Origin of the sequence: Actinoplanes sp. CA-131856 (assembly GCF_050956135.1) — a bacterium.
In the GTDB taxonomy this organism is placed as follows: Bacteria; Actinomycetota; Actinomycetes; order Mycobacteriales; family Micromonosporaceae; genus Actinoplanes.
This window is the reverse complement of the sequence record NZ_CP191849.1, coordinates 6,376,276-6,394,692: the sequence shown is the minus strand read 5'-3', so window position 1 is coordinate 6,394,692 and position 18,417 is coordinate 6,376,276. Positions and strand designations below refer to the sequence as shown.

General features: G+C 70.7%; 14 protein-coding genes. 8 read left to right on the top strand and 6 right to left on the bottom strand.

Going from position 1 to position 18,417, the window contains the following annotated elements; genetic code table 11:
* Nucleotides 1-340 precede the first annotated feature (340 nt).
* The gene (locus tag ACQP2X_RS29750; protein ID WP_498687440.1) at nucleotides 341-1,819 is read right to left on the bottom strand and encodes a glutamate-cysteine ligase family protein; all 1,479 of its coding nucleotides are present in this window, start codon (nucleotides 1,817-1,819) and stop codon (nucleotides 341-343) included.
* A 206-nt stretch (nucleotides 1,820-2,025) separates the two neighbouring features.
* Between ACQP2X_RS29750 and ACQP2X_RS29745 the strand changes: the two genes are divergently transcribed.
* Nucleotides 2,026-3,333, top strand: a complete 1,308-nt coding sequence (locus ACQP2X_RS29745) for an SGNH/GDSL hydrolase family protein (RefSeq protein ID WP_498687439.1) — start codon at nucleotides 2,026-2,028, stop codon at nucleotides 3,331-3,333.
* A 7-nt stretch (nucleotides 3,334-3,340) separates the two neighbouring features.
* Here ACQP2X_RS29745 and ACQP2X_RS29740 read toward each other — a convergent pair whose 3' ends face one another.
* Nucleotides 3,341-3,862, bottom strand: coding sequence for a hypothetical protein (locus ACQP2X_RS29740; protein WP_498687437.1), 522 nt, complete (start codon nucleotides 3,860-3,862; stop codon nucleotides 3,341-3,343).
* Between the two features lie 2,844 nt (nucleotides 3,863-6,706).
* Here ACQP2X_RS29740 and ACQP2X_RS29735 point away from each other — a divergent pair.
* Both ACQP2X_RS29735 and ACQP2X_RS29730 read left to right on the top strand, forming a co-directional pair.
* The gene (locus tag ACQP2X_RS29735; RefSeq protein WP_498687436.1) at nucleotides 6,707-6,919 is read left to right on the top strand and encodes a hypothetical protein; all 213 of its coding nucleotides are present in this window, start codon (nucleotides 6,707-6,709) and stop codon (nucleotides 6,917-6,919) included.
* Nucleotides 6,920-7,069: 150 nt separating this feature from the next.
* On the top strand, nucleotides 7,070-8,209 hold the full coding sequence (locus tag ACQP2X_RS29730; protein ID WP_498701080.1) for a SigB/SigF/SigG family RNA polymerase sigma factor: 1,140 nt from the start codon (nucleotides 7,070-7,072) through the stop codon (nucleotides 8,207-8,209).
* 3 nt (nucleotides 8,210-8,212) lie between these two features.
* Here ACQP2X_RS29730 and ACQP2X_RS29725 read toward each other — a convergent pair whose 3' ends face one another.
* From ACQP2X_RS29725 to ACQP2X_RS29710, 4 genes are read right to left on the bottom strand one after another with little or no spacing between them, the layout of a single operon-like run.
* Nucleotides 8,213-8,938 carry an ATP-binding protein gene (locus ACQP2X_RS29725; protein ID WP_498687435.1) on the bottom strand — a complete coding sequence of 242 codons (726 nt, stop codon included), beginning with the start codon at nucleotides 8,936-8,938 and terminating at the stop codon, nucleotides 8,213-8,215.
* Between the two features lie 58 nt (nucleotides 8,939-8,996).
* Entirely contained in the window at nucleotides 8,997-10,874 is a 1,878-nt protein-coding gene (locus ACQP2X_RS29720) for a CheR family methyltransferase (RefSeq protein ID WP_498687434.1), read from the bottom strand.
* Nucleotides 10,871-11,839: a chemotaxis protein CheB gene (locus ACQP2X_RS29715; RefSeq protein WP_498687432.1), complete on the bottom strand. Its 969-nt coding sequence runs from the start codon at nucleotides 11,837-11,839 to the stop codon at nucleotides 10,871-10,873. Before ACQP2X_RS29715 ends, ACQP2X_RS29720 begins: the two co-directional genes overlap by 4 nt.
* A gap of 14 nt (nucleotides 11,840-11,853) precedes the next feature.
* Nucleotides 11,854-12,594 carry an ATP-binding protein gene (locus tag ACQP2X_RS29710; RefSeq protein WP_498687430.1) on the bottom strand — a complete coding sequence of 247 codons (741 nt, stop codon included), beginning with the start codon at nucleotides 12,592-12,594 and terminating at the stop codon, nucleotides 11,854-11,856.
* 125 nt (nucleotides 12,595-12,719) lie between these two features.
* On the opposite strand from ACQP2X_RS29710, the gene secA2 reads away from it, so the two are divergent.
* The 5 genes from secA2 (at nucleotide 12,720) to ACQP2X_RS29685 (ending at nucleotide 17,929) form a co-directional block, all read left to right on the top strand.
* Nucleotides 12,720-15,014 carry an accessory Sec system translocase SecA2 gene (gene secA2, locus ACQP2X_RS29705; protein ID WP_498687428.1) on the top strand — a complete coding sequence of 765 codons (2,295 nt, stop codon included), beginning with the start codon at nucleotides 12,720-12,722 and terminating at the stop codon, nucleotides 15,012-15,014.
* 258 nt (nucleotides 15,015-15,272) lie between these two features.
* Complete coding sequence (locus ACQP2X_RS29700) at nucleotides 15,273-15,749, top strand: winged helix-turn-helix domain-containing protein (protein WP_498687426.1); 477 nt, start codon at nucleotides 15,273-15,275, stop codon at nucleotides 15,747-15,749.
* A 151-nt stretch (nucleotides 15,750-15,900) separates the two neighbouring features.
* Complete coding sequence (locus tag ACQP2X_RS29695) at nucleotides 15,901-16,392, top strand: nucleoside/nucleotide kinase family protein (RefSeq protein ID WP_498687425.1); 492 nt, start codon at nucleotides 15,901-15,903, stop codon at nucleotides 16,390-16,392.
* Between the two features lie 167 nt (nucleotides 16,393-16,559).
* Nucleotides 16,560-16,979: a TraR/DksA family transcriptional regulator gene (locus ACQP2X_RS29690; RefSeq protein WP_498687423.1), complete on the top strand. Its 420-nt coding sequence runs from the start codon at nucleotides 16,560-16,562 to the stop codon at nucleotides 16,977-16,979.
* Nucleotides 16,980-17,047: 68 nt separating this feature from the next.
* Nucleotides 17,048-17,929 carry a DUF72 domain-containing protein gene (locus tag ACQP2X_RS29685; protein ID WP_498687421.1) on the top strand — a complete coding sequence of 294 codons (882 nt, stop codon included), beginning with the start codon at nucleotides 17,048-17,050 and terminating at the stop codon, nucleotides 17,927-17,929.
* Nucleotides 17,930-18,417: the final 488 nt, after the last annotated feature.

The window sequence follows — 18,417 nt, the reverse complement described above, 5'->3', positions numbered from 1 at the left end:
CCGGGCTGCCCGCCGGGTACACGATCGGCCAGATGAACAGCCCGGGCGGCGGCAACTGCCTGACCGTCGGCACCGAGATCCGCTGCTCCAACGTCACCGTCCCGGCCGCCTCCAACGGCACCCCCGGGTCGGTCGCCCTGTCGCTGCCCGATGCGGGTCACCGTGTGCACGACCAGCGCCGACGGTGGCGACAACACCGGCGACGGCGGCGAGGACGAGGACCTGCCCGCCACCGGCGCCCAGGTGGCCGGGCTCGGCCTGATGTCGCTGCTGCTGATCGCGGCCGGCGCCGCGCTGCTGCTGATGGTGCGCGAACGCCGGCCGGCGACGGCGGAAACGGTCAGGACGGGTACGGCCACTCGTGGACCGGGAGGTTCTCGTGCATCAGCGGAAGGTATCGCCGCAGCATTTCGTGCAGCGCTTCCTGGCGGTCGTTACCGTCGGCCTCCAAGGCATGCAAGGTCTGCACCTGCCAGGCGGCACCGTTGCGGTGAGTGAGACAGCGCTGCTCGACGATGCCGAGCAACCGGTCGCGCTCGGACGCCGAGACACCCCATTTCTCGAGGCCCTGATGGGCCATCGGCAGCAGCCGCCGCAGCACGAGCTCGGTCACCTGGATATATCCCAGGCCCGGCCAGAACACGCTGGCGTCGATGCCGTGCCGGGCGCAGGTGTGGAAGTTCTCCTCGGCCGCGCTGAAGCTCATCTGCGTCCACAGTGGGCGCTCGGCCTCGGCCAGGGTGCGGATGAGGCCGTAGTAGAACGCGGCGTTGGCCATCGTGTCGACCACTGTCGGGCCGGCCGGCAGCACCCTGTTCTCCACCCGCAGGTGCGGACGGCCCTTCACCACGGCGTAGATGGGCCGGTTCCAGCGGTAGATGGTGCCGTTGTGCAGCCGCAGCTCGGACAGCTCGGGGATCTCGCCCCGCTCCAGGATCTCGGACGGGTCGGCCTCGTCGCAGATCGGCAACAGGGCCGGGAAGTAGCGCACGTTCTCCTCGAACAGGTCGAACACGCTGGTGATCCATCGCTCGCCGAACCACACCCGAGGACGTACACCCTGTGCCCTTATCTCCTCGGAACGGGTGTCGGTGGCCTGCTCGAACAGCGGGATGCGCGTCTCGCGCCACAACTCACGGCCGAACAGCAACGGCGCGTTCGCGCCGAGGGCGACCTGAATGCCGGCGATCACCTGGGCCGCGTTCCAGTACGCGGCGAACTGGGCCGGGCTGACCTGAAGGTGGAACTGGGTGCTGGTGCAGGCCGACTCGGGCGCGATGGTGTCGGTCGTGACGGCGAGCCGGTCGACGCCGTCGATGCGGATGTCGAGGTCTTCGCCGCGGGCCGCGAAGATCTGCTCGTTGAGCACTTTGTACCGCGGGTTGGCCGACAGTGCCTCGAGCGTCATGTGCTCGCGCCGCAGCGTCGGCAGGATGCCGATCATCACGGTGTGCGCGCCGACCTTGCGGGCGTGCGACTCGGCGTTGTTCAGACTGGCCCGCAGGCTGCGCTCGAGGTCGACGTTCTCGTCGCCGGCCAGCCGCCGGGGCGGGACGTTGATCTCGATGTTGAACTGGCCCAGCTCGGTCTGGAAGTCCGGATCGGCGATGGCGCCGAGCACCTCGGAGTTGCGCATGGCCGGATCGGCCTGCTCGTCGATGAGGTTGAGCTCGATCTCCATGCCGGTGAGCGGCCGCTCGAACTCGAACCGCGACTCGCGCAACATCGCGGCGAACACGTCCAGACTCCGCCGGATCTTGTGCCTGTATCGGGCGCGGTCCTCACGGGTGAAGTTGGTCTGCTCGACTTCCTCGCCCATGGCACACCACCTTTCTCCGACGAATTTCAAACTCCCACACGCTCGGCGTGTCGCGCCAGACGACACCAAAGCATGAGATCGCACAGGGTGTCCCTTCCATCCTCGTCGATGTGATGAAGGTTGACGCCGGGGAACGACACCGCAGCGGTACCCTGCTGTACCGGATTTCATCCGGACGAGACCCTGGGGAGGGCCACAGCGTGAGAATGCGGCGCTTGCTGATCGGCGTCGTGGCGACTTCTGTCCTGTCCACGATTCTCACCGTCACCTACGTGGCCCTCGGCCCGCTGCGCGCGACACCACCCGCGCCCCAGGCCGCGCCCGCGGCCGCGGCCGCGTCCGGACCTGAGTGGTCCACGGCCTGGGCGGCCGCGCCCTCGTCCGGGTTCCGCAACGGCCCGGCCGGCCACACTGTCCGCAACGTGGTCCACACGACCGTCGGCGGCCCCAAGGTCCGCGTCCGGCTGACCAACCGCTTCGGCACCGCGCCGCTCGTCTTCGGCCACGTCACCGTCGCCATCTCGGCCCACGCCGGCGGCCGCCGCGACGGCTCGATCGACGCCAGCGACGGCAGCGCCGCCCCCGGCACCGTGCGCGACGTCCTGTTCAACGGCATCAAGTGGGTTTCGGTTCCGGCCGGCGCCGATGTTCTCAGCGATCCCGTCACGCTCGACGTGCCGGCCGACACCGACCTGCTGGTCAGCGTCTGGACGCCGGTGCGGGCCCCGATGGCGACCTGGCACGTCGACGGGCGGCAGGTGTCGTTCATCAGCCCGGCCGCGGCCGACGCGGCGGCCGACCCGACCAGCAAGCCGTACACGTCGCGGACCACTGCCTGGTTCTTCCTCACCGGGGTCGACGTGAGCGGCGCGGCGGGCACGATCGTCGCGTTCGGCGACTCGATCACCGACGGCTCGGCCACCGTCCGGGGCGGCAACCACCGCTGGCCCGATCTGCTGGCGGCCCGGCTCGCGGCCGGCCCCGAGCCGGACTACGGCGTGGCCAACGTGGGCATCGGGGGCAACCGTCTCCTGCTGGACGCCGAATACCCGTACACCAAGATCGATTCCCGGGCCGGCCACTCGGGGCAGTCCCGGTTCGCCGACGACGTGCTGGAGCAGTCCGGCGCCCGCACGGTCGTCATCCTGTTCGGCATCAACGACATCATGCAGCAGCCCCGGCAGGGCGACCCGGCCCAGATCCGGGCCGGGCTGGCCCATCTCGCGGCGCGCTCGCGGGCGCAGGGCCTGAAGGTCGTGGTGGGCACGCTGACGCCGTTCCAGGGCTGGGGACCGTGGTCGCCGGCCCTCGACCAGGTGCGCAACCAGGTCAACGACTGGATCCGGGCCGGCGGTGGCGGCGCCTTCGACGGGGTGGCCGATTTCGATCAGGCCGTCCGCGACCCGGCCGACCCGCGCAAGCTGCGGGCCGCCTTCGACGGCGGCGACCACCTGCACCCCAACGACGCCGGCATGCAGGCGATGGCCAACGCCGTCCCGCTCGACAAGCTCTGACGGCGCGCTAACCCATGGCGAAAGCGATGAGTGCGGCGACCACAATGACGCCGAGGACGGCCTGAAGGAGCAGCGCCGGGCCCAGATGCGACCACATGGTGGGGATGCGCGGGGTCAGCGGCTGCATCGTGGTGAGATTGATGACCTGCGTCAGGCGTACCGGAAGGGTCTGGTCCTTCTGCGGCGCCGTGGTGACCTGGACCAGATCGCCGCGGTGCAGCGCCGACTGCGGCAGCTGCCCGTGCATCTCGACCTCGTAGGTCTGACCGAGGTCGTCGCGGATCCGCACCGGGGTGACGAGGAACTCGGGGCCCTTCTTGAGCTCCTTGAAGCTGCGCCGGGGACCGCGCATCCGCAGGAGAGAGCCGATCATCTGGGTGATGCCGGCCGCCACGAAGATCGCCATCAGGGCGGATCGCCCGATCTTGATCTGCCGGGTGTACGAGGACTGGAAGCCGGCGAACCGGCCGGTGATGACGGGGCTGACGTGCCGGAGGATCTGCTCGCGGTGCAGCTCGACGTCGTCCATGGGGGATCACCTCCTGAGAAGTCTTCACATCGTACGGAGAGCGACTAGATCCACACCGTGAGTGAATTTAGCGATCACGGGGGTCATCGCGGGCCCGCTTTGCCGCACCCACCAGGGCGGAGACCCGGAAATTTCGGCTCGTACGCCCCGCGCGTCCCCGATCTGCGGAAAATCGCGCGAATCGCCACCTTCCGGCGGTGAACTGATCCCAGGTTCGCCGAGGCGCGATGGGGGCGGAAGACAGTGGCACCGACGAAGGCGTTCGTGAACCCGGACAGCGTCCTCGCGCGCACCGCCCGGGAGATGCTCGAGGCTCACGCGGGCGGTCCCGGAGTGACGGTCTGCCCCGCATGCGGCGAGCGTCCGCCGTGCGCCGCGGGCAGGGCCGCGGCCGAGGTCCTGGAGGCGGCCGGCCTGGCCGAGGCGTCCGGCCTGGTGGCGGCGTCCCGGCAGGGGAGGGGCGAGCCGGACCCGAGCGGGGCGGGCTCGTCGGCGTACCTCGGATATTCGCCGCCGTACTACGCGGCCCACGCCTCGCCGGCGCCACCGAAGCCGCCGACCTACGACGCGGAGTTCCCGCCGACGTACGGCTCGCCGGCCGCACTTGGCTCGCCGGTCGCGCTCGGCTCGCCGGTCGCGCTCGGCTCGCCTGCCGCACTTGGCTCGCCCATGGAGCGGTTGGGCGTGGAGAGGCCCGCTCTCGGTGCGCCCACGGATCTGGAGCGGCCTGCCTTCGGTGCGCCTGCGGATGTGGAGCGGCCTGCTTTTGGCGCGCCCACGGACCTGGAGCGGCCTGCTTTTGGGTCGCCTGCCTTCGGCTCGCCGACGGCCCTTGATTCGCCCGCTTTCGATCCGCCCCGCGACGAAGGCGCTCATCGACTGGCCTCTCCCGCGGCGCCGGGCATCGCCGGTTGGGAGGCTTCCGCGGCCGACGAACCGGTGGCGCCTGGGCGCACCGCGCACCTGCCGAGCTGGGGCGCGGACCAGGCCTCCCGGGAATGGGGCGAGCCGACGGCCGGGACAGGCTTCGGTTCGCCGGCGAAGGCGGTGGACCTCTCCTTCGAGGCGCCGTCGACGAGCGGCTCGAGCTCGACCCCGCCGGAGGCCGGGCCGCAGGCACCATCGCGGCCCACCGAATCCGGAATCCATCTGGAGAATCCGTGGTCGGCCGGTGGCGAAGCGCAGAAGGCGCCGGCGGAAAAGGCGAAGCCGCTCGAAGGCTCGGGAAGGTCGCTTCCGCCCGAACCGCCGCGCCGGCCGGAAGCTCTGACGGGCTTGTCGTCGCCACCGGCACTCGCGGCCTCTGAGGGACCGTCGGGTCTGCATGCGTCGCCGGGGTCGGGTCTGTACCGAGCTCAAAGTCTGGCGGAGCCTTCCGTCATTCCCGGGTGGTCCGGCCTGCAAGCGGAGGACTCCCCGTCGTCACCAGGGGTGGAAGCGCTTTCCCGGGACGGCGGAGCGGAACATTCCGTTCCCGTGTCTGGGGATGCGCGTCCGCAGATCGAAGCCCGCTCTGTTTCGGCGGCGGAAGGGGTTGTCCCTGAGGCGGCTCGGTCTGCCGTCGTGCAGTCGGCGCCCGCCTCGCTTCCGCCCGACTGGCGGCAGAACCGGCCCTTGGACGCGCCGCGCTTCACGCCTTCGGCGCGTCCGGCTCAGGCACGGCCGATGGGAGGCGGCGGTTACCCCGCGCCGGCTGGTGGGGGCGGTGGTCCGGTCTCGCCGGCTGGGCGCCCCGTTCCGGAACGAGCTCCGTCCCCTGAGGACCGGCCGCCGCAGGCGCTCACCCCGCCGCCCTTCGAGCCGCCGGTCGGCGCCCAGCGCTTCGAGCCGCCCGCCGCTCCGGCCGCTTTCGAGCCACCGGCCGCGTCGGCCTTCGAGCAGCCTGCCGCGTCGGCCTTCGGGCCGCCGGCCGCCTCGCCCGCCGACGGGCCGCGTTCCGCTTCGCCCGCCTTCGGGCCGTCCGCCGCGTCGGGTGCCGTCGAGTCGTCTTCCGGCTCGGTCGCCGGGCCGCCTGCCGCCTCGGGTGCCTTCGGGTCGCCTTCTGGCTTGGTCGCCGGGCCGGCTGCCGTGTCGGGTGCCTTCGGGTCGCCTTCTGGCTTGGTCGCCGGGCCTGCTGCCGTGTCGGGTGCCTTCGGGTCGTCTTCAGGCTCGGTCGCCGGCGGCCCGGCTGCCGCGTCGGGTGCTTTCGGGGCGCCTTCCCCCTCGGGTGCCGCGCCTGGAGCTGTCGGTTCGCCCGCGGCTTCGTCCGGTGGGGTCGCGGGTCAGTCGTTCGCCGGTGCGGAGACGCAAAGGGGACCGGGTGACAGTGCCCCGCCGCCGGGTCTTGGTGAGCGGCGGAACCCTCAGGTTGCTGGACCGGGGCAACAGCCCTCGCAGGCCGGCGGGTGGGGGCAGCCGTCCGGGATCGGGAGCGTTGGGCACGAGCCGTCATCCCCTGATGCTCCGGCCGGTGGGTTCGGGGCGGGGCAGGTGTCCGAGCCGAGCGGGCTGGGGCGTTCGGAGTCCGGCCGGCCGCAGGGGCCTTCGACAGCCGGTGGGTTCGGTGCGGCGCCGGGGGAGGAGCCCAGCGGTCTGCCTCGAGGCGGCGCGTTGGGGGCGGCAGCCGGTCAGGGTGGGGCCACGTCCGGTGGCCTGGGGGACGATGCTCGGAGTGGGCTGCCGCGCATGAGCGACAGTGCGCCGAGCGGCCTGCCCGGCCGGGGTGCGGGTCCGGCCGGTGGCGTGCCTGGCGGCATTGCGGCTGCGAGCGGGATGGGCGCCGGCCCGGCTGGGGAAAGTGCCGGTGGGGAAGGGCATGCCGTGCGCTTCGGCGGTGGGGTTGACGACGGGCCCAGTGGGCTGGGTATGAGGGCGTCCGAGGCCGTCCCGAACCGGGCACCCGGTGACGGTGGTGGGGGACCGCTCAACCGGCCGCCCGCCGCTGCTCAAGCGCCCGGTGACAACGGTGGGCGGGCCCATCGGCCCCGGCTCGAGGCGCCGAACATGGGGCAGGTCAACCGGCCGCTCGGTGGCGGGGAGGAGCGGCACGGCGAGGAGCCGGGTCCGGCGTCCGCCTGACGGGGGAAACTTCATTGCCCTCCTTCAAGTGTTTGAGCGCTGGGCGCGCCGGGCAGTAACGTCGGCTGGAGGGCGGCCGGGGGGCTGTGTCCCGATGGGGCCGGGCGGTTCGGTCGTCGAGGGGAGAGCCGAATGTCCGCGCGTGACGTGATGAAGGCTCGACAGCAGGAGCGACCGGGGCCGAAGGCCGGCGACGGGCTCGACGACCTGGACGCCGCCGCCCTGGCGTACGCCGAAAGAGCGCAAGCCGCGCCGGAGAGTGAGCGGGCCGCCCTGCGCGAGCAGCTCACCCGGCTGTGCCTGCCCTTCGCGGGGCGGCTGGCCCGTCGCTACCGTGGGCGGGGCGAGACCTTCGAGGACATCGAGCAGGTTGCCCGGCTCGGGCTCGTCAAGGCCGTCGATCGGTACGACCCGCAGCGCGGGTCCTTCACCGCGTACGCCGTCATCACCATCTCGGGCGAGATCAAGCGGCACTTCCGTGACAAGACCTGGGGTGTGCACGTTCCGCGGCGGCTTCAGGACCTCAGTCTCGAGGTCGGTCACGCCACGATGGTCATGACCAGCATGCTCTCCCGTACGCCGACGCCCGCGGAGATCGCCGAGCGGCTGCACGTCGAGGTCGGCGCGGTGCTCGAGGCCATGGAGTCGTCGGCCGGATACGCGCCCTCGTCGCTCAACGCGCCCATGGGTGGTGAGGGGGCGGCCGAGTTCGGCGACATGATCGGCGGTGTCGACGGCGACCTCGAACTGGTCGACGACAAGGTGACCGTGGCCGACCTGCTCATGCGGCTGCCGGCCCGGGAGCGGCGGATGCTGGCGCTGCGGTTCTACGGCAACCGCACCCAGGCCGAGATCGCCACCGAGCTGGGCATCTCCCAGATGCACGTGTCGCGGCTGCTCACCCGGGCGCTGACCTGGCTGCGGGAGGCCATGCTGAGCGACGTCCCGCCGCGCTGGGAGGGCGCCGAGTCGCGGCCCGAGCGCAGCCCCATGGAGGTCCTCACCACCCGCGAGGGCGGCGTCGTGCTGGCCCGGGTGCGGGGCGAGGTCGACCGGGACACCGCCGAGCGGCTGCGCCTCGGGTTGCGGCACGCCATCGCCATGGCCGGTGACGCAACCGTGGTGATCGACCTGTCGGCGGTGCCGCTGCTCGACGCGGCCGGCATCGCCGTGCTGGTGGACGCCGCGTCGGCGGCGTCGGTGGCCGAGGTGACGCTGCGGCTGAGCGGCGCCCAGTCGTACGTCTCCGGAATCCTCGCCGTGACCGGCCTCGGAAATCTGATGGACTAGGGGCTAGCCACGGGGGCGGGCCAGCGAGGCCCACACCACCTTGCCGTCGGCCGACGGCATCCAGCCCCACGCGTGCGCGGACGCGTCGACCAGCAGCAGGCCGCGGCCCCGGTTGAGGTCGGCGCCGGACGGGCCGGGACGGAGCGGCTCGGACGGGGAGCCGTCCCGTACGGCGATGTTCAGATAGCGCGGCCGCAGCGTCAGGCGCAGCGTCATCATCGTGTGCGCGTGGTCGACCACGTTGCTGACCAGTTCGTTGGCGATCAGGCTGGCCGGGGCGATCAGGCCGGGCAGGTCCCAGCGCAGGCAGGCGTCGGTGGCGACGTCGCGCGCGTGGCCCGGGGCGCCGGTCACCGGCAGCAGCTCCTCGGACAGCGCCGGGAGCGAGCCGACCACCTGCTCGCGGGCGGCGCCGACATCGGCGTAGACGGGCAGCCGGTGATAGGCGGGCCCGGTCAGCAGCTCGTGCACCGGCGGCCGGGCGCCGTAGATCAGCACCGGGATGCCGGGCCAGCGGGCGGCCTGGCGGCTGGCGGCGGTGAAGACGGCCAGGGCGAGGGGCTGGTCGACGGTCATCTCGGAGACGTCGAGCAGCAGCGCTTCAGGCTGCTCGGCGAGCGTTTTGAGCAGGCGGGTGTGCACCTCGGCGACGTCGGTCAGAGCGAGCGCACCGCTGAGCCGGACGATCAGCTCGGACCTGTTGCCCGTGACGTCGAAACCGATGGCCATCTCTCACCTCCCGAACCGACCGCCCGGCGGATACCCCGGCCTGTACGGGACAAACTGTTCAGGCCGATTCCGTGGCCGCCGTCTCCATCACGATGATCGCACCCTCGGGCCGCGCCCCGCCCTCGTGACGGCGCAGGGGCGTGCAGGCCACCCGTACGGCGATGGCCTTGCCCCGGCGGTTGACCGCGTCGACCTGCATCTCGGCGTTCTCGCCGCCGGGACCCAGGGCGCCGCGCAGCAGCGGCCGCAGCTGGTCGATGGGCAGCCCGATGTCGAGGTTGAGGAAGTGCTGGCCGATCACCTCGCTCGAGCGCAGGCCCCAGAGGTCCTCGGCGCGGCTGTTCCACATGCGTATGCGCAGATCGGGATCGACCACCGCCACGCCGGCCTGCATGCTGGTGAGCACGGTCTCGAGGAAGTCGTTGGCCTCGTCGAGCTGGGTGCTGCTGATCCGCAGCTGGTCGTTGATGCTCTGCAGCTCGTCGTTCGTGGACTGGAGTTCCTCGTTCATCGTCTCCAGTTCCTCGTTCGTGGACTGGAGCTCCTCGTTGGTGGTCTCCAGCTCCTCGACCGTGGACTGGAGCTCCTCGTTGGTGGTCTCCAGCTCCTCATTCGTCGACTGGAGCTCCTCGTACGCCGCCTCGAGCTGCTGGTTGGCGTGCTCCAGCTCGTCCTTGAGGCGCCGCGACGCGGTGACGTCGTGGAAGATGATGTTGACGCCGAGGAGGCTGCCGTCGGCGCCGGCGAGCGGGCTGATCTGCACCTCGAGGTTGAGCTGCTCGCTGCCGCGCTGGTACTCCACGTCGGGGATGCGCAGCGTGCGGCGCTCCAGCTGGGCCTGCTCGATGAAGCGGCGCAGCTCGACCGGGCGATAGGAGAGCTCGAGGTCGCGGAACGGCCGGCCGATGTCGCGGGAGGAGACTCCGAAGATCGTGTCGAGCTGGCGGTTGGAGAGCGCCACCATGCCGTCGGAGGTGAGCGACAGCTGGGCCAGCGGGCTGGCCGCGAAGACCTCGTTGCGCAGCTCGTCGAGGCTGGTCACGGGCAGGCTGGTGATCGGCGCGGGCTCGGCGAAGGCCACGCCGGGCGTCGAGTAGAGCCGGGGGACGCGGCGGAAGACGCGGCGCTTGAGGTCGATCGGCGAGAAGAGGCTGGCGTGGCTGAGCAGCATCTCGGCCTTGCCGAGGAAGAGCACGCCGGCGTCGCGCAGCGCGAAGTGGAACCGGCCGAGGATCTTGGCCTGGGTCTCGGCGTTGAAGTACATCAGCGTGTTGCGGCAGGTGAGCAGGTCGATGCGGGAGATCGGGGCGTCCTGGACCAGGTCGTTGCGGCCGAAGATGACCGACCGGCGCAGGTCTTTGCGGAAGGCGAAGCGGCCGCCGTTCACCGGTTCGAAGTAACGCTCGATCAGCTCCGGCGGGACACCCTGCATCTGGCGCTCACCGTACGTGGCCTGACGGGCCTCGTTCAGCTGCTCCTCGTCCACGTCGGTGGCGTAGATCTTGACCCGGTCCTTGAAACCGTCGACGCCGAGCACCTCCGCCAGCGCCATGGCCAGCGTGTACGCCTCCTCGCCGGAGGCGCAGCCGGCGCACCACACCCGGATCGGCGCGTTCTCGGGCTTGGCCTCGATGATCGACTCGAGCACCTCTTTGCTCAGGTAGTCCCAGGCGTCGCCGTCACGGAAGAAGGCCGTCACGTTGATCAGGATGGTGTTGAAGAGCGCGGTGAACTCGTCCGGGTGCACCTGGAGGAAGTCGGAGTATTCCTGGTAGTCGACGACGTTGACCTGGCTCATCCGCCGGTTGACCCGCCGCATCAGGCTCGACCTCTTGTACCCGGTGAAGTCGAAGCCGCGGGACTCCTTGAGATAGATCAGGAGCGCCTCGAAATGGGGGTCGGTCGGCTGCACGGCAGTGACGCTACCGTACGTCACGTCCGGGTCCCCGGTTCGCCGAGCCGCTCAATCAACTTGCGGATGGTCGAGGCGGCTGTCTCGGCGTCCTCGGCCACGGTCTCCAGCCGCGCCCCGGTGCCCGAGTGCCGGGTGCCGGCCATCCGGCGGCTCAGGGCCGATTTCTCCTCGAGCGCGCGCAGCGCGATCCACAGGGCGCCCTCGAGCGCGATGGCCTGCTCGTCGAGCAGGCTCTCGGGCGACCAGGCGTGCCCGACCCGGCAGCGGAAGCGGGGCGTCGGGTCCGACTCGATCTGGAAGAGGCTGCCACCGCAGGTCGGGCAGCCGTAGCCGGCCGGCTCGGCGACCTGGTCGGTGGTGAGCGTCGACTCGGGGTCGGTGATCGCGACCTCGAACTCCAGCAGGCGGTCGTTCGGCGGGTTCGACGGCGGAAGGTCCATTGCGGCCATCCCGGAAAGCAGTGCCCCGATTTTGGCGACGGGGAGGATGTGGTCAGGAGCAGCCCGTGCGATGGCCGCGCGCGGCATCCACGGGCAGAGAGCGTCCTCCGGGTCCTGCACGATCGTCGCGCCGCCCTGGGCCGCGATCGTCGCCAGGCCGGAGGCGCCGTCGTCGCGCGATCCGGAGAGGACCACGCCGGCCGTCCGTGCACCGGCGGCCCGGGCCACCGAGCGGAACAACGGGTCGATGGCCGGCCGGTGGCCGTTCTCGGCCGGGCCGCGGGTGAGCCGCATGTGGCCGTCGAGCAGCAGGAGATGGTGGTCGCTCGGTGCGACATAGATGTGTCCAGACCGCAGGGGCTCGCCGTCGGTGGCCGCGCGCGCCGGCAGGGGCCCGCTGCGGTCGAGGATCGAGGGCAGGGCGCTCGGCGCCGACCGCGCGATGTGCAGGACGACGAGCACGGCGCCCGGGTAGCCGGGCGGCAGGCCCGCGACCAGGGAGCGCAGAGCCTCCACACCTCCGGCGGAGGCGCCAACGGCAACCACATCACGATGCTGGTTCATAACGGTCCGGCGTTGAGCTGCGTCCACACCACTTTACCGTCGTTCACCGGCAGCACACCCCACGCGTCGGTCAGATCCCGGACGAGGCGCAGCCCGCGGCCGCCGGCGTCGGTGACCGAGGCCTCGGTCGGCTTCGGCATCCGGCGGCTGTGGTCGCGGACGGTCATGCTCAGCCGGCCGTCGCGCAGCGCGGTCACGGTGAACTCCATGGTCGTGTGCGCGTGGCGCACGACGTTGGCCACCAGCTCGGTGGCGATCAGCTCGGCGATCGCGGCCAGCTCGCCGCGCTGCCAGGCCGTGCAGGCCTGGGTGACCAGAGTGCGCACCTGGCGGCAGGCGTCGGGCACGGGCCGGAGCCGGACGTGGATGCGCGGCTCACCGGGCTCGGCGGCGCCCTCGGCGATCGCCTCGTCGCAGTCGTCGGCGAACTCCAGCGTCTCGCAGTCGGGCGCGCCCACGACGGTCTCCCGGGTGTGCTCGTCGGCGCCGCACACCACGATGGGCACGTTCGGCCATTCCGCCGTCTCGCAGACCGCGGCGCTGAGCGCGGTCAGCCCGAGCGGGTCGCCCACCCGCATCTCGGTGACGTCGAGCAGCAACCGGCTCGGCCCGGTGGCCAGGCGCAGGCGGATCGCCTGCTGCAAGGCGTCGCCGGTGAGCTGGTCGAGCGTCCCGTTGATCCGCAGCACGGCGACCGGGCCCGCCTGCTCGGGCCGGCACACCAGCTGATTCGGCAAGGCGCCTTCCCCCTCCACCCGATGGTCCGTCGGGGGATGGTGCCCGGCCCGGGGTGGCTACAAACGTCCCGAAGGCGGCGGTGTCGTGACCTAGCGCTCAGGTAAATCGAGTACCGTAGCGCGCCATGGGTGTGTCTCAGCGGCTGAAGGGCCGTTTCCGCAAGTTTCTGCAGCGTCCGGGCACCACGGTCGACCTCGCGCCGCTCCGCAAGAGGTTGCCGGCGATCGAAGCTCACGCGGAGGCCCTCAGCGAGCTGGACGACGAGGCGCTGACCGCCGCGGCGAACGAGGCGAGCGACTACGCCGAGATCTGCTCGGTCGGCCGGGAGGCGGCCTGGCGGGCTCTCGAGCAGAGGCCGTACGACGTTCAGCTGCTCGGCGCGATGGCGCTGCTCGACGGCCGCGTCGCCGAGATGGCCACCGGTGAGGGCAAGACGCTGACCGCCACCATCGCCGCGTTCGGTCACGTGCGGCTGGGCCGGGGCCCGGTGCACATCCTCACCGTCAACGACTATCTGGCCCGCCGCGACGCGGAGTGGATGGAGCCGGTCTACAAACTGCTCGGCCTCACGGTCGGCTGGGTGACCGAGGCCTCGACCCACGACGAGCGCGTCGAGGCGTACAAGGCCGACGTCACTTATGTGTCGGTCAGCGAGGGCGGCTTCGACTATCTGCGCGACCAGCTGGTCACCGACGTCGAGGACCGCGTGCAGCGGACGCTGGCCACGGCCATCGTCGACGAGGCCGACTCGATCCTGATCGACGAGGCCCGCGTGCCGATGGTGCTGGCCGGCAGCCTGTCGTCGGAGAGCGACCCGGTGCACGAGGCGGCCGACCTGGTCCGCGACCTGATCAACGGCAAGGACTACGAGGTGGCCGAGGACGGCCGCAGCGTCGCCTTCACCGAGGCCGGCCTCAAGAAGGTCGAGGAGAAGCTCGGCGGGGTCGACCTCTACGCCGACGACCAGGTGCAGCAGCTGTCCGCGGTGAACGTCGCGCTGCACGCCGAGACGCTGCTGCGCCGCGACGTCGACTACATCGTGCGCAACGGCTCGGTCGAGCTGATCGACGAGATGCGCGGCCGGGTCGCCCAGCGCCGGCGCTGGCCCGACGGCCTCCAGGCGGCCGTCGAGGCCAAGGAGGGGCTGAGCGCCACCGCCGAGGGCGAGGTGCTCGACACGATCACTGTGCAGGCCTACATCGCCCTCTACAAGACGGTCTGCGGCATGACCGCGACCGCCGTGCACGTCGGCGAGCAGCTCCGCGAATACTTCAAGCTCGAGGTCGCGGTCATCCCGTCCAACACCGAGAACATCCGCGAGGACGAGCCCGACCGCATCTACTCGGCGCACGACACCCGCGACGAGGCGCTGGTCGAGGAAATCAAGATCGCGCACGACAAGGGCCGCCCGGTGCTGGTCGGCACGCTCGACGTCAAGGCGTCCGAGCTGCTGGCCAAGCAGCTGGCCGCGGCCGGCGTGCCGAGCAGCGTGCTGAACGCGAAGAACGACGCCGAGGAGGCGGCCATCATCGCCGAGGCGGGCGCGCTGGGCGCGGTCACCGTCTCGACCCAGATGGCCGGCCGCGGCGTCGACATCCGGCTCGGCGGCAGCGACGAGGCCGACCGCGACCAGGTGGTCGAGCTCGGCGGCCTCTACGTGATCGGCGCCGGCCGGCACGACAGCCGCCGCGTCGACGACCAGCTGCGTGGCCGCGCCGGCCGCCAGGGCGACCCGGGCGGCTCGGTCTTCTTCGTGAGCCTCGAGGACGAGCTGGTCACCCGCCACGCCGGCGACATCCTGCCCGCCTCGCCGCGGATGGACATGGACGGCGTCGTGCACGACGACCAGGTCAACTACGCGGTCGAGCACGCCCAGCGGGTGGCCGAGGGCGTCAACCACGAGATCCACCGCAACACCTGGCGCTACAGCGTGGTGATCGAGCAGCAGCGGGTGGCCCTGGCCGAGCGCCGCGAGCGGCTGCTCACCTCCGAGGTCGCGGCGATCATGCTGCTCGAGCGCTCGCCCGAGAAGGCCAAGGAGCTCGACGAGGACGTGCTCTCCGAGGCGGCCCGCGCGATCGCGCTGTTCCAGCTCGACCGGCTCTGGGTCGACCACCTGGCCTACCTCTCCGAGGTGCGCGAGGGCGTGCACCTGCGCGCGCTGGGCAAGCTCGACCCGCTCGACGAGTTCCACCGGTCGGCGGTGCCGGCGTTCCAGACGCTGCTGCTCGAGGTCGAGAAGCGCACGATCGAGACGTTCGAGGAGACCGATTTCGAGGACGGCTGGGAGCCCGACCGCGCCAAGATCGTGCGGCCGAGCGCCACGTGGACATATCTGGTGCACGACAACCCGTTCGGCTCCGAGCTCGACCGGCTCATCGCGGCCGTGGGCCGCCGCCTCATTTCCAGCGGCGACTGAACAAGACGGAACAAAGAAACGCCGGGCGCAGGTCGCCCGGCGTTTTCTGTGTGGCGCTGGTCTCAAAAAAGGCCTGTTAATCAGTACGACAGAATCCGTTCGGAAAATGCATTTCCGGTCCGGGCAAGCTGGTTCTGGAACGGTTTTCCCACAGTGTGGTTGCCGGGTTGACCCGGCCCACCCGAAACCGGAAATATCGTTCGCGGTTTTACGGAGTGTGACCACTCGATTTCGCTTTTTCCAGGGGGCTGAACAGAAATGCCGGTCAATGCGCTCGAACGGCCGCCCGCGCTCACGCTGACCTTGGCGATCCCGCTCACCGGCGACACGCTCAGCCCGCAGGCCCGCCGATTGATCGAGGCCGTGCGCGAGCTGGTGGAGGACAATCAGGGCACCATCGCGGTCGAGGAGGAGAAGCCGGAGGGAAGCGGCCCGGAGATCCGCCTGCTGACCGGCAGCCGTCAGGTGATGCTCGACGGCGAGATGCTGCCGCTGACCCGCCTCGAGTTCGATCTGCTGCTCTTCCTGGCCGAGCGGCCGCGCCGGGTCTTCACCCGCGGCCAGCTGCTGTCCGGCGTCTGGGGCTACGACCACACGGGCGAGCGCACGGTCGACGTCCACGTGCGGCGGCTGCGGCTCAAGCTGGGCGGTTCGGTCCCGGTCATCACCACGGTGTACGGCGTGGGCTACCGCCTGGCCGACGACGCGCGGGTGACGGTCCAGCCCCACGGGTAGCCTTCCCGGGGTGCGTGTGCGACCCGTCTCGACCGGCAACCTCGTGAATGAATTGGCCGATTTCCTGATGAGTCGGGAACCCGACAGTTACCTCCGGGTTGCGGTGGACGGCCCCGCCGCGGCCGGGCCCGGTGATCTCGCGGATTCCCTGGTGGACCCTCTGAAGGAGCGCGGCCGCCCGGTAGTGAGGATCGACACGTCGGACTTCCTCCGGCCGGCCTCGGTGCGATGGGAGTTCGGAAGAGACAATCCGGACACTTTCTACGCCGGCTGGTTCGACGAGGCCGGCCTCGTCCGCGAGGTTCTCGACCCCACCGGGCCCGGCGGATCGGGCCGTGTCGTGACCAAATTGTGGAACGCCGCGACCGACCGGGCGGCCCGGTCGCCGTACATCTCGCTCGAAAAGAACACGGTGGTGCTGGTCAGTGGCCCGTTGCTGCTCGGCGGGGGCCTGAGCTTCGACGTGACGGTGCACCTGGAGATCAGCGAGGGCGCGCTGCTGCGCCGTACGCCCGAAGCGGAACGCTGGACGGCCCCGGCCTTCCGCCGCTACGCCGAGGAGGTCGCGCCCGCCTCCTTCGCCGACGTCGTCGTCCGGGTGGACGATCTCCGCCGTCCGGCGCTCGTCGAAGAACGTTGGTGAAGCGAGTCTGTAGCGCGACCGACCACTGACAGTTATGCTCCGGTTACTTTTTCAGCGGAGGCCCCGTTTGGGATCTTCGGCGGTGGGTATCAGGCGGCACCACGGTGCGATGGGGCCGTCCCCGGGGGAACCCACCGGTAGGGGCAGAGGAAGGGCAGGGGGAGCGCATGCTCGTCAATGGAGCGGTTATCACGGGTAAGGGTGCCGCCAAGGTGGGGCGTACGCCGGAGGAGATCGAGCAGATCCGGGTCATCCTGCGCGGCCGGTTCGAGGACATCAACGCCGAGTACGAGGAAGCGGTGGCCGAGAACCAGAAGCTCCGGCTGGTCGAGATCGGCGACGCCGCCGGCGACGACCAGGCCGACAGCGGGTCCAAGACGGCCGAGCGCGACGCCGCCACGTCCCTCCTGCGGACCCTTCTGGACCGGCGCACCCAGGCCGAGCACGCCATGGCGCGGCTGGACGACGGCACGTACGGCAACTGCGAGGGCTGCTCGAACCCGATCCCCTGGGAGCGGCTCGAGGTCTTCCCGTCGGCCACCACGTGCGTGCACTGCAAGCAGAACCGCGAGCGCCGCGCGGGCTGAACGATCAGCGTCCCGGGTCCGTCGCTCGTCGAGCGGCGGACCCGGCCTATCGGGACTAGCTTGGGCCCATGGGCACGATCGAGGTCGGCACGGCGTCCTGGACGGACAAGACGCTGCTCGCCTCGGGCTGGTACCCCGCCTCGGCGGACACGCCCGAGAAACGGCTGGCGTACTACGCGAAGCAGTTCCCGGTGGTCGAGGTCGACTCGACCTACTACGGGCCGCCGGCCGAGCAGACGACCCGGCTGTGGGCGCAGCGCACGCCGGACGGCTTCACCTTCAACATCAAGGCCTTCAGCATGCTGACCGGCCATCCGACGAAGGTGTCGGCGATCTACAAGGATCTGCGCCCGTCCGTCGAGAAGGCGAACGTCTATCCGTCGGACATGCCGCCACAGGCGTACGAGGAGATCTGGACCCGTTTTCTCTCGGCTCTCGATCCGCTCGTCGAGGCGGGCAAGCTCGGCGCGGTGGTCTTCCAGTTCCCGCCCTGGTTCGGGATCAAGAAGTCCAACAAGGAATATCTGCTCGAGGTGGCATCGCGGTGCAAGCCGTTGCGCCCGGTCTTCGAGTTCCGCAACGCGTCGTGGTTCTCCGGTGCCAACCAGAACGAGACCTTGGACTTCCTGCGCGCCCACAAGCTGCCGTTCGTCGGCGTCGACATGCCACAGGGCCACAAGTCGTCGGTCCCGCCGATCCTGGCCGCCACCGCCGATCTGGCCGTGGTCCGCTTCCACGGTCACAGCGACAAGTGGACCAGCAAGGACATCCACGAGAAGTTCGGCTACAACTACTCCTCCGCTGAGTTGAAGGAATGGGCGCCGCGCCTGAAGGAACTGGCGGCCGAGGCCGACACCACCCAGGTCTTCATGAACAACTGCTACACCGACTACGCCCAGCGCAACGCCAGCACCTTGATCGACCTTTTGGCCAGCGAAGACCCAAGCTGACCGGTGAAGGACATTCCTGGTTCCGCTGACGTACGCGCCGGAAACCCGACCGAGGTTGATCCGCACCCACCACTGCCATGCCTTGTCGGCGTGCTCGGCGCACAGCAGCACCTCCGACTCGAAAACCAGCACAATTTCTGCCGGCACCGCGGTGCATGAGACCTCGCACACGATCCCGTCGGCCTCGGCGCCGGCGACCAGCTTCGCGCGGAGCTCGGCCAGCTCCTGGTCGTCCATGGTGTTCGCACCGAACGGGTCGCGCTGCCGTGCAAGCTGCTCGTCGCGTTCCTGGTGCGCAGCGGCAACGGCGTCCTGGTGCTGCTCCTCCGGCGTCACGGTGCCCTCCCCGGCGATGGGCGGAGGAGGCGGGTAGGCCATTCGCAGGCTGCCCGACCGGGACGCTCCGGACCCGCCAACTCCTGAGTTCGATCTGACCACCACAGGTGGTGAACACTGAAGATGTGTTCACGCTGAACACTGAGTAGCGT